Below are 13,075 nucleotides of genomic sequence, written 5' to 3'. Positions count from 1 at the left end.
GACAAGTGGTGCGGCCCCCGGACCCGCGAAGTCGGGAGCGACCCGCGGAATTCGCCGCACCACCCCGCGTCGAGTAGCGTTGCCGACCATGCGTCTCGTCATCGCCCGCTGCTCCGTGGACTACGCGGGCCGGCTCACCGCCCACCTCCCGTCGGCTCCCCGCCTGATCCTCGTCAAGGCGGACGGAAGCGTCTCCATCCACGCTGACGACCGGGCCTACAAGCCCCTCAACTGGATGTCGCCCCCGTGCACCCTCAAGGAGGGCTCCGGCAACGACGCCGGTGTGTGGACGGTCATCAACAAGGCGGGCGAGAAGCTCATCATCACCATGGAGGAAGTCCTCCACGACTCCTCGCACGAACTGGGCGTCGACCCGGGTCTCATCAAGGACGGCGTGGAAGCACACCTTCAGGAGCTGCTCGCCGACAGGATCGAGACACTCGGAGAGGGATATACGCTGATCCGCCGCGAGTACATGACGGCGATCGGCCCGGTCGACATCCTCTGCCGCGACGCCGACGGGCAGACGGTCGCCGTCGAGATCAAGCGCCGCGGCGAGATCGACGGCGTCGAGCAACTGACGCGCTACCTGGAGCTGTTGAACCGCGACCCGCACCTGGCTCCGGTCCGGGGCGTCTTCGCCGCCCAGGAGATCAAGCCGCAGGCGCGCGTGCTCGCCACCGACCGCGGCATCGGCTGCGCCGTCCTCGACTACGACGCGCTGCGCGGCATCGAGGACGACAAGCTGCGCCTGTTCTGAACCGCCCGCCCCACCGGGGCGACCCGTGCGTGCGAAGGGGCCGGACTCCCTGGGGAGTCCGGCCCCTTCGCGCGTGCGCGTTCCCGGCCCCGGGGGGGGCGCGACCGACTCGCGGGCACGCCCCTGTCTGTCCGTACGCCTCCGTCGGCGCGTACGCCCCGTCAGATCACCGCCGCCGCACCGGCCCCGGACGTGCCGCCCGTCGTCGGGCCGGAGGAGGTGACCGGGCTCGACGACGTCGGGCCGCTCGCCGACGTGGAGGTGTCCGGCGAGGACGGCGGCGACGGGGTGGTCGGCGGCGGCGTGGTCGGCGGCGTGGTGGGCGGGGTCGTCGGCGGAGTCGTGGGCGGCTTCGTCGGCGGCTTCGTGGGCTTGGTCGGCTTGTCCGTCGGCTTCGTGGGCTTGTCCGTCGGCTTGGTCGGCTTGTCGCTGGGCTTGGTCGGTTTGTCGGTGGGCTTCGTCGGCTTGCCGCTCGGCTTGTCCGACGGGTCCTTCGGGTCGTCGCTCTTCGAGGGCTCGCCGCTCGCGCCGGGCTTCGGGTCGTCGGAGGTGCCCGGGACGCCGTCCTCGCCGGGGTCGGCCGGACCCTCGGAGGAGCCGTCGCCCGGCTTGTCCGCGCCGAGGCCGCCGCCGTCGTCGTCCGCGCTGGCCGACTGGTCGGTGCGCACACGGTCGGGCGGCCCGTCGTCCTTGTCGGAGGTCGCGCCGAGCGTCACCACGGTGCCGAGGACGGCGACGAGCAGCGCGCCCGCCCCGGCCGCGACCAGGTTGCGCCGGGTGCCGCGCACGATCGAGCGGCGCGTCGATCCGGAGCCCGCGCCGGGGCCCGCGGCCGACCCCGAGCCCGCCGGGACGGCCTGCCGGGTGACGACGGTGTCGGCCTCCGGAGGCGGCGGCGCGGGCAGCGCGAACGCCGCGGGGATGCCGCCGGGCGGTGACGCCGACTCCTCGTACCGGGCGTCGGGCACCTCCTCGCCCGCCGTCGCGTGGCCGTCCGGCAGCAGCCCGCCGGAGCGGTCGGCGACCAGGGCCAGCGCCCTGCGGCCCGCGATCATGCCGCGCTTGTCGGCGAGGGCGCCGCGCAGGCCGATGGAGGCCTCCAGCTCGGCGCGGGCCCGGTCGAGGCGTCCGGCGCAGAGCGCGAGAATGCCCAACTCGTGGTGGAAGTAGGCCTCTTCGGCGACCTCGCCGGAGGTGCGGGAGGCCTCCTGCCCGGACCTGAGCGCCCGCTCCCAGGCGCCCCAGTTCAGCCCTCCGGCGAAGGCGGGCGCCGCCGTGCGGGCGAGGAGCACCGCGGCGGACGGCTCGGTGCCGCCGTCGGCGCCGCTGTCGGCCCCGGCGGCGGGGCCGTTGACCAGGGCGGTGAGCGCGGCGAGGACCGCGTCGGCCTCGGCGGCGACCCGCTCGGGGGCCACCGACGGGTGCCCGGACCACCAGGCGTAGTGCCGGGCGGCGGACTGGGCGTTCGCGGCGGCGTCGTCGGCGTATCCGGCGCCCTCCAGCTGGGTGCGCACCCCGGCCGCGAGGCGGTAGTGGCCGCCGACCGGGGTGACGAGGGCGCAGTCGACCAGTTCGGCGAGCGCGGCGTCGGCGTGGGTGTCGCCGACGAGCGCGGGCAGGTGGGCCGGGTGCGGCAGTTCACCGCCGAGCGCGACGGCGAGCCGCAGCGCGGCGCGCGCGGACGCGCTGAGCCGGGAGGCGAGCAGCGCGGCGGGCGCGGCGCCGTCGGCGAGGGACGGCAGCGGCACGTCGTGTCCGGCCGCCTCGAAGGGCGCGTCGTAGCCGGGGTCCTGGCCGGGGCCGTACTCGTCGAAGGCGCCGGGGTCGGCGAGGAGCCGGTCGCGCTGGCGCAGCAGGGCTCCGGCCTGGACGAAGCGCAGCGGCAGGCCCTCGGACTCGAACCACAGGTCGCCGGCCCAGTTGGCCTCGTCGTCGGTGAGGACGCGGCCGACGACGCGCTCCAGGAGCTCCAGTCCGCCGCCGCGGCCGAGGCCGCCGAGGAAGACCTCTTCGAGGTGGGACTCGGGCGAGGGCGCGGCGACGTCGGGCGTCGCGGCGACGAGGAAGGCGCACTCGGGGGTGGCGTCCAGGAGCTCTTCGAGGGCGGCGCCGCCGAACTCCAGGTCGTCGAGGACGACGACGGCGCCGATGTCGCGGAGCAGTTCGCGCAGCATGGCCCGGTCGGGGCGGTGCAGGGGCGCGTCGTGGACGGCGGCGAACAGGTCGTACAGGAGGTCGCCGACGGTGCGGTGGTAGCCGCTGAGGCGGATCACGCCGTCGGGGGCGAGGTCCGCGCAGTCCTCGGCGACGGCGGCGAGCAGCGCCGTGCGGCCGGATCCGGCGGGGCCGGTGAGGCGCACGGAGCGGCCGCGGGCGAGCAGGCGCACCAGGCGCTCGCGCTCCTCCTGCCGTTCGAGCAGCGGCAGGCGGGGCAGGGCGGGGCCCGGCGGCACGGGGGGCTGGGCGGCGCGGCGGCGTTCGGCGCGCTCGACGGCGGAGTGCTTGGGCGGGTGTCCGGGCTGCTCCCCCGGCGGGCAGGGCTCTATCTCGCTGCCGTCGACGGGGTTCACGGTGAGCAGGAAGTCGCCGGACACCACTTGGACGGTGCGGGCGACGGCGGGCGGCCCGAAGTCGGCCGTGACGGACGGACCGGGCGGGCCCGCTGATACGTCCTGTGGCGTCTGGTGCTCGGCGGGCGCCGCGCCGTCGTCGTGGGTGCCCTCGCGGCCGCTGCCCGCGCCGTCGCGGTCGTCACCGTCGTGGCCGTACTCTTCCGGTCCCCGGTTCATCGGGTCCATGGTCTCAGCCCCCCAGATGCGTCGTGTGCGAAGCCCCCTCCGGCCTTGAGCACACCGCGCTGTCGCTTCTGGTCCGGTGCCCCCGTGCGGGTTCGTCTATCGGCAGGCGACCGAACCCTAAACCTTCTTCAGTATCGCCGTGGAAGGCGGGGTACCGCCCGGTCCGAGACGTCACAGTCTCGTGAGGATTGTGCGTGAGGGAGCGCTCCCGCCCCCCTCGCGCGGCTTATACGCGAGGGAGGGATTCGACCCCGATGCCGCCTTCGATGGCGAGGATGCGGTGGAGTCGGGTGGCGACGAGGAGGCGCTGCATCTGCGGGGGTACGCCGCGCAGCACCAGGCGGCGGCCGCAGCGGCCGGCGCGCCGGTGGGCGCCCATGATGACGCCGAGTCCCGTGGCGTCCCACGAGTCGAGTTCGGACAGGTCGAGCACCAGGTCGCCGGCGCCGTCGTCGACGGCCGAGTGCAGGACCGTACGGGCGTCCGCCGCGCTGCGTACGTCGAGGCGTCCCCCGACGACCAGCTGGGCCTGGTCGCCCCTGATGTGCATATGCGCTCCCCAAGAGTGCGGTGTCGTATGTGGCGCCTGTGCCGCGAGGCGTCTGTGTATGTCACAGCAACTGACTGCCGCTCGGGTACGGAAGTTGCCGTCTGTAAGCGAACCGATACCGAATTCACCCCGAGGGGTGATCCCAGGAGGCGTACAGGCGTCGGTATCCCCGTCAGTGCTTGTAGAAGCCCTGCCCGCTCTTGCGCCCGATGTCACCGGCGTCAACCATCCGGCGCATCAGCTCCGGCGGGGCGAACTTCTCGTCCTGGGACTCCGTGTAGATGTTGTCGGTGGCGTGCAGCAGGATGTCGACGCCGGTGAGGTCGGCCGTCGCGAGCGGGCCCATGGCGTGGCCGAAGCCCAGCTTGCAGGCGATGTCGATGTCCTCGGCGCTGGCGACGCCCGACTCGTAGAGCTTGGCGGCTTCGACGACGAGGGCGGAGATCAGACGGGTGGTCACGAAGCCCGCGACGTCGCGGTTGACGACGATGCAGGTCTTGCCGACGGACTCGGCGAACTCCCGCGTGGTGGCGAGGGTTTCGTCGCTCGTCTTGTGGCCGCGGACCAGTTCGCACAGCTGCATCATCGGCACCGGCGAGAAGAAGTGGGCGCCGACGACGCGCTCCGGACGGTCCGTCACCGCCGCGATCTTCGTGATCGGGATGGCGGAGGTGTTGGAGGCGAGCACGGTCTCGTCGCGCACGATCTTGTCGAGCGTCCGGAAGATCTCGTGCTTGACCTCGAGCTTCTCGAACACGGCCTCGACGACGACGTCCGCGTCGGCGGCGGCGTCCAGGTCGGTGGTGGTCGTGATGCGGCCGAGCGCGTCCTCGGCGTCGGCGGCGTCGAGCTTGCCCTTGCTGACGAACTTCTCGTACGAGGCCTTGATGCCGTCGGTGCCGCGGGTCAGCGCCTCGTCGGTGACGTCGCGCAGGACGACGTCCCAGCCCGCCTGTGCGGATACCTGGGCGATGCCGGACCCCATGAGTCCGGCCCCGATGACGGCGAGCTTCCGTGCCACGTTACGACTCCCCTTACCAACCGACGACTGAGCGCTTACACGCTGTTTACGTTTCGCTCTGGCCCGGACATTAGCGCTCACAGCCGCCCAGGGGACCGCTAAGAGACGCACGCCACGTCCCATTTGACGGACATCACACCGGGAGGGATCCCGGTGTGACCGTCAGGGCGTCATCTGGCCGCGCGGATGCCGTAGTTGAGGACCTGCTCGCCGAGCACGTCCTCCAGTTCGTCGAGCAGGTCGAGGGCCTCGCGGGAGACCTCCTCGGGCACCCGGAGCTTCATCATCTCGGCGCCGATCCAGGCGAAGACGGTGCCGTACGCCCAGCCGAGCTGGCCCGCGACGAGTTCGGGGAGGCGGCCGGGGACGGGGCCCGCCTCCTCGCGCAGGGTGGCCTCCAGGTCCTTGAGGCTCTCCTGCTGCAGGGCCCACAGGCGGGAGCGCAGGGCGGGCGACTCGGCGATGACCTTCATGAAGTCGGCGTACCCGGCGAAGAGCCCGACGGTCGGCGAGACGCCCTCGACCAGGACGCGCAGCTCGCGCAGGACGGCGGCGGCGGGGGACTCCCCCACCCGGCGCCCGCGCACCCACCGGGAGAGCCGGTCGACCATCTCGACGCCCCGGTCGAGGAACAGGTCCTCCTTGGCCGGGAAGTAGTTGTAGACGGTGTTGACCGAGACGTCGGCGGCGTCGGCGATCTCCGCGACGGTCACGGTGACGAATCCGTGCTCGACGAACAGGCCGGTCGCGATGTCCGAGATCCGCTGCTTGGTCTGCCGCTTCTTCCGCTCCCTGAGCCCCTCAGTCATGCCCCCATCGTAGCTTCGCTGGTCTTGATGAAAACTTGGGTTCCACAAAATTTTGGGTGCATTGCAAAATTTCATGGACTCTGTTTTTGTGGTCTCCATGGCAATCATCAGCACGGCCGGACTGGCCAAGACGTTCACGACGAAGGCGGGCCCCGTGGAGGCCGTGCGCGGCATCGACCTGACCGTCTCCCCCGGCGAGATCCTCGGCTTCCTCGGCCCGAACGGCGCGGGCAAGACGACCACGCTGCGCATGCTCACCACGCTCCTGCCGCCCACCGGCGGCGCCGCCACCGTCGCGGGCTTCGACCTGGCCCGCGATCCTGCGGCGGTGCGCGGCCGGATCGGGTACGTGGCCCAGTCGGGCGGCGTCGACCTGAACATCTCGGTGCGCGAGGAACTGGTCACCCAGGGGCGGCTCTACCGCCTCTCCAAGGCCGAAGCCGGCGCCCGCGCCGAGGAGTTGGCCCGCGACCTCGGCCTGTCCGACCTGCTCGACCGCAAGTGCGCCGCCCTCTCCGGCGGCCAGCGGCGGCGGCTCGACATCGCCATGGGCCTGATGCACCGGCCCGCGGTCCTCTTCCTCGACGAGCCGACGACGGGCCTCGACCCCGGCGCCCGCGCCGACCTGTGGGACCTGGTCCGCCGACTGCGCGCCGACCACGGCACGACCGTGTTCCTGACCACGCACTATCTGGACGAGGCGGACGCCCTGGCCGACCGGATCGTCGTCGTGGACCAGGGCGTCGTCGTCGCCGACGGCACCCCGAGCGCCCTCAAGCTCCAGCACGCGGGCTCGGCCGACGCCCCCCTCCAGGACGCCTTCCTCGCCATCACCGGCCGCGGCCCGGCCCCGGTCGACCGCACCCCGGTCGCCGTCTAGCCCCGGCGCCCCCGCACCCGGGCCGCTCCCGGCCCCGGCTCGCGCCCGACCTCAGCCCGCTCACGACGCCAGGACACCCCATGCCCTCTTTTCTCTCCGACACCGCCCTGGTCTTCGGGCGCTACGCCCGCCAGACCCTGCGCTCCAAGTTCCAGATGCTCTTCGGCGTCCTCACTCCCCTGCTCTACCTGCTCTTCTTCGGGCCGCTGCTCACCGATCTGCCGCTGGGCTCGCGCGGTGACTCCTGGCAGGTGCTCGTGCCGGGGCTGCTGCTCCAGCTCGGCCTCTTCGGGGCGACGTTCAGCGGCTTCGCGATCATCATCGAGAAGCAGTTCGGGGTGGTGGAGCGGATGCGGGTGACACCCGTGAGCAGGCTCGCGCTGCTGCTCGGGCGGGTGCTGCGGGATGCCGCGCTGTTCGTGTTCCAGGCGGTGCTGCTCGTCCTCGCGGCGCTGGCCATGGGCCTGCGGGCGCCGCTCGCGGGCGTCCTCATCGGCTTCGCCTTCGTGGGCGTCCTGACGCTCTCGCTCGCCTCGCTCTCGTACGCCCTGGCCCTGAAGGTCTCCAAGCCGCACGAGTTCGGGCCCGTGGTGAACGCCGTGAGCATGCCCTCCATGCTGCTCTCCGGCCTGATGCTGCCGATGGCGCTCGCGCCGGGCTGGCTGGACGTCCTGTCGCACTTCATGCCGTTCCGCTATCTCGTGGACGCGGTACGGGCGGCGTACGTCGGCGACTACGCGAGCCACGCACTGCTGTACGGAGTGGTGACGGCCGCGGCGTTCGCGGCGCTGTCCGTGATCGTGGGCACACGCGTGTTCCGGACGGCCGGGGCCTAACTACTCTGGCCGCATGGTCAATCTGACGCGCATCTACACCCGGACCGGCGACCAGGGCACCACCGCCCTCGGCGACATGAGCAGGACCGCCAAGACCGACCTCAGGATCTCCGCGTACGCGGACGCCAACGAGGCCAACGCCGCCATCGGCACCGCCATCGCCCTCGGCGGCCTGGCCCCGGAGGTCGTGGCGGTCCTCACCCGGGTCCAGAACGACCTCTTCGACGTGGGCGCCGACCTGTGCACCCCCGTCGTCGAGGACCCCAAGTACCCGCCGCTGCGCGTCGAACAGTCCTACGTCGACAAGCTGGAGGCGGACTGCGACCGCTTCAACGAGGACCTGGAGAAGCTCCGCAGCTTCATCCTGCCGGGCGGTACGCCGGGCGCGGCCCTGCTGCACCACGCGTGCACGGTGGTCCGGCGGGCCGAGCGGTCCACGTGGGCCGCGCTCGACACCCACGGCGAGAGCATGAACGCGCTCACCGCGACCTACCTCAACCGCCTCTCCGACCTCCTCTTCATTCTCGCCCGGACGGCGAACAAGGAGGTCGGAGACGTGCTGTGGGTGCCCGGCGGGGAGCGCTGACCCGCGCTGAAGGCAGGCTTCAGACCTTGGTGAGGTCGTGCGGCCGCTCGTCGCGCTCCTCCGGGCCCGGGGCCGGCTTCCGCTTGGGGAACAGCGTGTAGCTCAGCGCGATCAGGCCGTGGATACCGGCGGCGCGCCACGCCGTGTACATCCAGGAGTCCAGCGAGCCCGTGCGGCCCGGGTCGTCCACGTACCACTTGGCGAGCAGCAGCAGCCCGGACGCGACCGCCGCCGCGACCACCGTGCCCAGCCAGACCTTGCCCTCGTGCTGGGCGCGCGCCCAGCCGTAGCGCGGCGGGCGCGGCACCGGGGTGCCGTTGAAGCGGTGCGCGGCGTGGCCGTCGAGCCACTTCACGGTGCGGTGGCCGTGGCCGACGGTGTAGCCGATGTAGACGGCGGCCAGGCCGTGCTTCCAGCTCGGGTCGGCGCCGTTCTTCAGGTCGATGGCCGTGACGACGAGCAGGAGCAGTTCGAGCAGCGGCTCGCAGAGCAGGATCGCGAGGCCGAGGCGCGGCATCTTCAGCAGATAGCGGGCGCCGAGACCGGCGGCGAGGATCACCCAGAAGCCGACCTCGCAGATGATGATCAATGTGACGATCACGGCTCGTTCCTCCTGACACCGGCCCCGCGGGCCCTGGTCCTCGTGCTCACCTCTCCAGGCTCCCGCCGGTGACGGGGCCGATCGTCGTCGCGAGTGACGAATCGCGGCTGCATCCTTCGATGTACCGGGGCTTCACCCGGCATAGGGAGGCCAGGGCGCGCCGGGCCGTGTTGGATGGAGTCATGCCGCTGTCGCTCCCCCGCCGCCCGGACGTCGTCGACGTCCGCATCTGTGTGGTCAGCCTGGTCAGCGGTCTCGGCCTGTACGCGCTCGGCATCACCATGCAGAGCCGCGCGCTCGGCCCGCACTGGTCGCTCCTGCCGCTGTTCGTCATGTCCGGCCTGGTGCTCATGCGCCGCACGGCTCCGCAGTTCGCGCTCGCCGTGGGCACCCTCGCGCTCATCGCCGACCAGTTCACGACCGGGAATCTGGCGACGGTCGTGATGTTCACGGACATCGTGTACGCGGCCGTGGTGTACGGCACGCCCGCCCAGGCCCGCCGCATCCCGGTGACGACGGGCCTGATCACAGTCGCGGTGACCGTCGGCTTCCTGGCCTGGTTCCAGCAGGCGGACGCGATCCTCGTGGGCGCAGTGACCGCGCTCGTGTCGTTCGCACCCGCCACCACGGGCGTCCTGGTCCGCAACCACCGCGAGGCCGCCGACCTGGCCAGGCTGCGCGCCGAGCAGACCGCGCTGCTCGCCGAGAAGGACCGCGCGCAGGCCGTCACCGCCGAGCGCGCGCGGATGGCCCGCGAGCTGCACGACATGGTCGCCAACCACCTGTCGGCCATCGCCATCCACTCCACGGCCGCGCTGTCCCTGGACGACCCGCGCACCACCAAGGACGCGCTCACCGTCATCCGGGAGAACAGCGTGGAGGGCCTGGCCGAAATGCGCCGCCTCATCGGCATCCTGCGCGACTCCAGCGGCGACCTGGAACCGGCCGCCGCCCCCACCCTGGACGGCCTCGGCGCCCTCGCCGAGAACGCCCGCACCAACGGCCTGGACGTCCGCCTCGACGACGCCCGCACCCCGGACGACGCGCCCCTGCCCGCGCCGGTCGAGCTGGCCGCGTACCGCATCGTCCAGGAGTCCCTCACCAACGCCCTCAAGCACGCCGCGCCCGGCCAGGTCACCGTGGCCCTCGTCCGGGAGCGCGACGGGCTCCGCGTGCGGGTGACCAGCCCGTTCGGCGAGGTCAAGGGGCCGCGCGCGCCCGGCTCCGGCGCCGGTCTCGTCGGCATGGAGGAGCGGGCCGCACTGCTCGGCGGGACCTTCGAGTCCGGCCCCGAGGCGCATCCGGACGTGCCCGGCGCCAAGGTGTGGCGGGTCGAGGCCCGCCTGCCCATCGACCCCAAAGACCAAGGAGTCCCCGAATGATCCGCGTGCTCGTCGCCGAGGACCAGTCCGCCGTGCGGGCGGGCCTGGTCCTGATCCTCCGCAGCGCGCCCGACATGGAGGTGGTCGGCGAGGCCGCGGACGGCGAGCAGGCGGTGGCCCTGGCCCGGGAGCTGCGGCCCGACCTGGTCCTCATGGACGTGCAGATGCCCCGGCTCGACGGCGTCTCCGCGACCCGCCAGGTGGTGGCCGAACAGCTGGCGGACGTGCTCGTCCTGACCACGTTCGACCTCGACGAGTACGTCTTCGGGGCGTTGCGCGCGGGCGCGTCCGGCTTCCTCCTGAAGAACACGGAGGCCAGGGACCTCCTGGAGGCGGTGCGCACGGTGGCCCGCGGCGAGGGCCTGATCGCCCCCGCGGTCACCCGCCGCCTGATCGCCGAGTTCGCCACGCCGCGGCGCACCCCGCGCCAGGGCAGCACGGTGGATCCGGCGGTCCTCGACACCCTCACCCGCCGCGAACGCGAGGTCCTCTCCTGCCTCGGCGAGGGCCTCTCCAACGCGGAGATCGCCGGCCGCCTGGACATGGCGGAAGCGACGGTGAAGACCCATGTGAGCCGCCTCCTGGGCAAGTTGGAACTGCGCAGCAGGGTGCAGGCAGCGGTGCTGGCCCAGGAACTCGGGGTCTAGGAAATAGCCCGTCCGGCGTTTGAGGACGAGCCCGAAGGGCGATCAACGGCGCCCCACGCCGAGGCACTTCACTGCTCAGGGCCCAGGGGCCAGAACCCTTGACCGTTGGTCCAGACCTTTCTATTCTCGCGGCACTGCGGTGGGCACATGACAGGCACAGGACAGACACAGCGTGCTCACGGGCGTCGCAGGGATTCACCCCCACCCCCGGAACTCGACCGAGGAGCACCCCTTGCGCGTCAGACACAGGTCAAGACATCGGCTGACAGCCGGGCTCACCACCCTCCTGCTCCCCTTCGCCACCCTCGTCGCGCTCGGCGGCTCCGCCGAGGCGGCCCCGACCACGGCGCCGAAGACCGCGCAGGCCGCGCCGAAGGCGGCCGCCGGGGCCACCGCCACGTACGCCAAGACCCAGGACTGGGGCTCCGGCTTCGAGGGCAAGTGGACCATCAAGAACACCGGCACCACCGCCCTCAGCTCCTGGACCGTGGAGTGGGACTTCCCGGCCGGCACCAGGGTGACGTCGGCGTGGGACGCGACGGTCACCAACTCGGGCAACAAGTGGACCGCGAAGAACCTCGGCTGGAACGGCTCCCTGGCCCCCGGCGCGACCGTCTCCTTCGGCTTCAACGGCTCCGGATCCGGCTCCCCGTCCAACTGCACGCTGAACGGCGAGAGCTGCGACGGCGGCGGCCAGCCCGGTGACAACCCGCCCTCCGCCCCCGGCACCCCGACCGCATCCGGCATCACCGACACCTCGGTGAAGCTGGACTGGAAGGCCGCGACCGACGACAAGGGCGTCAAGAACTACGACGTGCTGCGCGACGGCGCGAAGGTCGCGACGGTGACCGGCACCTCGTACGCGGACTCCGGGCTCACCAAGGGCACCGACTACTCGTACAGCGTCCAGGCCCGCGACACCGCGGACCAGACCGGACCCGCCAGCGGCTCGGTGAAGGTGCGCACCACGGGCGGCGGCCCGGACCCCGACCCCGGGGACAAGGTGAAGCTCGGGTACTTCACCAACTGGGGCGTCTACCAGCGCAACTACCACGTGAAGAACATCGTGTCCTCCGGCTCCGCCGAGAAGATCACGCACATCAACTACGCGTTCGGCAACGTCCAGGGCGGCAAGTGCACCATCGGTGACGCCTACGCCGACTACGACAAGGCGTACACCGCCGACCAGTCCGTCGACGGCGTCGCCGACACCTGGGACCAGCCGCTGCGCGGCAACTTCAACCAGCTGCGCAAGCTGAAGGCCAAGTACCCGCACATCAAGGTCCTCTGGTCGTTCGGCGGCTGGACCTGGTCCGGCGGCTTCACCGACGCCATGAAGAACCCGGAGGCGTTCGCGGACTCCTGCTACAAGCTGGTCGAGGACCCGCGCTGGGCCGATGTGTTCGACGGCATCGACCTGGACTGGGAGTACCCGAACGCGTGCGGCCTCAGCTGTGACAGCAGCGGCCCGGCCGTGATGAAGACGATGATGCAGGCGTTCCGGACCAAGTTCGGCGCGAACAACCTCGTCACCGCCGCCATCACCGCCGACGCCTCCCCCGGCGGCAAGATCGACGCCGCTGACTACGGCGGCGCCGCGCAGTACACCGACTGGTACAACGTGATGACGTACGACTTCTTCGGCGCCTGGGACGCCAAGGGTCCGACGGCCCCGCACTCGCCGCTGACCGACTACCCGGGCATCCCGAAGGGCGGCTTCAACTCCGCGGCGGCGATCAACAAGCTGAAGGCCAAGGGCGTACCGGCCAAGAAGCTCCTGCTCGGCATCGGCTTCTACGGCCGGGGCTGGACCGGCGTCACCCAGAAGGAGCCAGGAGGCACGGCCACCGCGGCCGCGCCGGGCACCTACGAGGCGGGCATCGAGGACTACAAGATCCTCAAGAACTCCTGCCCGTCCAACGGCACGGTCGCGGGCACGGCCTACGCCCACTGCGGCAACAACTGGTGGTCGTACGACACCCCGGCGACGATCCGCGCCAAGATGGCCTGGGCGAAGGAGCAGGGCCTCGGCGGCGCCTTCTTCTGGGAGTTCAGCGGCGACACCGCGAACGGCGAACTGGTGACAGCGATCAATGACGGCCTGAAGTAACAGGCCCACACGACGAAGCCGGGTTGACGGGAACGCCCCCCGTCAGCCCGGCTTCTTCATGCGAGCGCCCCGAAGGGGCGCGGGGAACTGCGCGA

The 13,075-nt window shown here is 72.0% G+C and carries 12 protein-coding genes; 7 read left to right on the top strand and 5 right to left on the bottom strand.

What is annotated here, in order from left to right; all coding sequences use genetic code 11:
* Positions 1-88 precede the first annotated feature (88 nt).
* Complete coding sequence (gene nucS / locus AB6L24_RS32205; RefSeq protein WP_405661163.1) at positions 89-760, top strand: endonuclease NucS; 672 nt, start codon at positions 89-91, stop codon at positions 758-760.
* A gap of 161 nt (positions 761-921) precedes the next feature.
* Here nucS and AB6L24_RS32200 read toward each other — a convergent pair whose 3' ends face one another.
* The 4 genes from AB6L24_RS32200 to AB6L24_RS32185 all read right to left on the bottom strand — a co-directional run bounded on the left by AB6L24_RS32200 (position 922) and on the right by AB6L24_RS32185 (position 5,938).
* Positions 922-3,558 (bottom strand): ATP-binding protein, encoded by a 2,637-nt coding sequence (locus tag AB6L24_RS32200; protein WP_405661160.1) that lies wholly within the window; start codon positions 3,556-3,558, stop codon positions 922-924.
* A 226-nt stretch (positions 3,559-3,784) separates the two neighbouring features.
* Positions 3,785-4,108, bottom strand: coding sequence for an STAS domain-containing protein (locus AB6L24_RS32195; protein ID WP_030361223.1), 324 nt, complete (start codon positions 4,106-4,108; stop codon positions 3,785-3,787).
* Between the two features lie 172 nt (positions 4,109-4,280).
* Positions 4,281-5,129 (bottom strand): 3-hydroxyacyl-CoA dehydrogenase family protein, encoded by an 849-nt coding sequence (locus tag AB6L24_RS32190; protein WP_405661156.1) that lies wholly within the window; start codon positions 5,127-5,129, stop codon positions 4,281-4,283.
* Positions 5,130-5,299: 170 nt separating this feature from the next.
* The gene (locus AB6L24_RS32185) at positions 5,300-5,938 is read right to left on the bottom strand and encodes a TetR/AcrR family transcriptional regulator (RefSeq protein WP_405661154.1); all 639 of its coding nucleotides are present in this window, start codon (positions 5,936-5,938) and stop codon (positions 5,300-5,302) included.
* A 97-nt stretch (positions 5,939-6,035) separates the two neighbouring features.
* Between AB6L24_RS32185 and AB6L24_RS32180 the strand changes: the two genes are divergently transcribed.
* From AB6L24_RS32180 to AB6L24_RS32170, 3 genes are all read left to right on the top strand, one after another.
* The gene (locus AB6L24_RS32180; RefSeq protein WP_405661152.1) at positions 6,036-6,818 is read left to right on the top strand and encodes an ABC transporter ATP-binding protein; all 783 of its coding nucleotides are present in this window, start codon (positions 6,036-6,038) and stop codon (positions 6,816-6,818) included.
* 80 nt (positions 6,819-6,898) lie between these two features.
* On the top strand, positions 6,899-7,654 hold the full coding sequence (locus tag AB6L24_RS32175; protein ID WP_405661150.1) for an ABC transporter permease: 756 nt from the start codon (positions 6,899-6,901) through the stop codon (positions 7,652-7,654).
* A gap of 13 nt (positions 7,655-7,667) precedes the next feature.
* Positions 7,668-8,240, top strand: a complete 573-nt coding sequence (locus tag AB6L24_RS32170; RefSeq protein ID WP_405661148.1) for a cob(I)yrinic acid a,c-diamide adenosyltransferase — start codon at positions 7,668-7,670, stop codon at positions 8,238-8,240.
* A gap of 19 nt (positions 8,241-8,259) precedes the next feature.
* Here AB6L24_RS32170 and AB6L24_RS32165 read toward each other — a convergent pair whose 3' ends face one another.
* Complete coding sequence (locus AB6L24_RS32165) at positions 8,260-8,841, bottom strand: hypothetical protein (protein WP_405661146.1); 582 nt, start codon at positions 8,839-8,841, stop codon at positions 8,260-8,262.
* Between the two features lie 182 nt (positions 8,842-9,023).
* Here AB6L24_RS32165 and AB6L24_RS32160 point away from each other — a divergent pair, with 182 nt between their 5' ends.
* The 3 genes from AB6L24_RS32160 to AB6L24_RS32150 all read left to right on the top strand — a co-directional run bounded on the left by AB6L24_RS32160 (position 9,024) and on the right by AB6L24_RS32150 (position 12,980).
* Positions 9,024-10,223: a sensor histidine kinase gene (locus AB6L24_RS32160; protein ID WP_405661144.1), complete on the top strand. Its 1,200-nt coding sequence runs from the start codon at positions 9,024-9,026 to the stop codon at positions 10,221-10,223.
* The gene (locus AB6L24_RS32155; RefSeq protein WP_405661142.1) at positions 10,220-10,870 is read left to right on the top strand and encodes a response regulator; all 651 of its coding nucleotides are present in this window, start codon (positions 10,220-10,222) and stop codon (positions 10,868-10,870) included. Before AB6L24_RS32160 ends, AB6L24_RS32155 begins: the two co-directional genes overlap by 4 nt.
* A 232-nt stretch (positions 10,871-11,102) precedes the next feature.
* Positions 11,103-12,980 carry a glycosyl hydrolase family 18 protein gene (locus AB6L24_RS32150; RefSeq protein WP_405661140.1) on the top strand — a complete coding sequence of 626 codons (1,878 nt, stop codon included), beginning with the start codon at positions 11,103-11,105 and terminating at the stop codon, positions 12,978-12,980.
* The last annotated feature ends 95 nt before the right edge of the window (positions 12,981-13,075 follow it).

This window comes from Streptomyces sp. RK9 (assembly GCF_045070545.1).
Taxonomy (GTDB): domain Bacteria; phylum Actinomycetota; class Actinomycetes; order Streptomycetales; family Streptomycetaceae; genus Streptomyces; species Streptomyces alboflavus.
This window is presented reverse-complemented; position numbering and strand designations above follow the sequence as displayed.

Excerpts from the sequence above, each read along its gene's own strand:
- nucS (WP_405661163.1), top strand. The coding sequence starts at position 89 with ATGCGTCTCGTCATCGCCCGCTGCTCCGTGGACTACGCGGGCCGGCTC.
- AB6L24_RS32200 (WP_405661160.1), bottom strand. The coding sequence starts at position 3,558 with ATGGACCCGATGAACCGGGGACCGGAAGAGTACGGCCACGACGGTGAC.
- AB6L24_RS32195 (WP_030361223.1), bottom strand. The coding sequence starts at position 4,108 with ATGCACATCAGGGGCGACCAGGCCCAGCTGGTCGTCGGGGGACGCCTC.
- AB6L24_RS32185 (WP_405661154.1), bottom strand. The coding sequence starts at position 5,938 with ATGACTGAGGGGCTCAGGGAGCGGAAGAAGCGGCAGACCAAGCAGCGG.
- AB6L24_RS32180 (WP_405661152.1), top strand. The coding sequence starts at position 6,036 with ATGGCAATCATCAGCACGGCCGGACTGGCCAAGACGTTCACGACGAAG.
- AB6L24_RS32175 (WP_405661150.1), top strand. The coding sequence starts at position 6,899 with ATGCCCTCTTTTCTCTCCGACACCGCCCTGGTCTTCGGGCGCTACGCC.
- AB6L24_RS32170 (WP_405661148.1), top strand. The coding sequence starts at position 7,668 with ATGGTCAATCTGACGCGCATCTACACCCGGACCGGCGACCAGGGCACC.
- AB6L24_RS32160 (WP_405661144.1), top strand. The coding sequence starts at position 9,024 with ATGCCGCTGTCGCTCCCCCGCCGCCCGGACGTCGTCGACGTCCGCATC.
- AB6L24_RS32155 (WP_405661142.1), top strand. The coding sequence starts at position 10,220 with ATGATCCGCGTGCTCGTCGCCGAGGACCAGTCCGCCGTGCGGGCGGGC.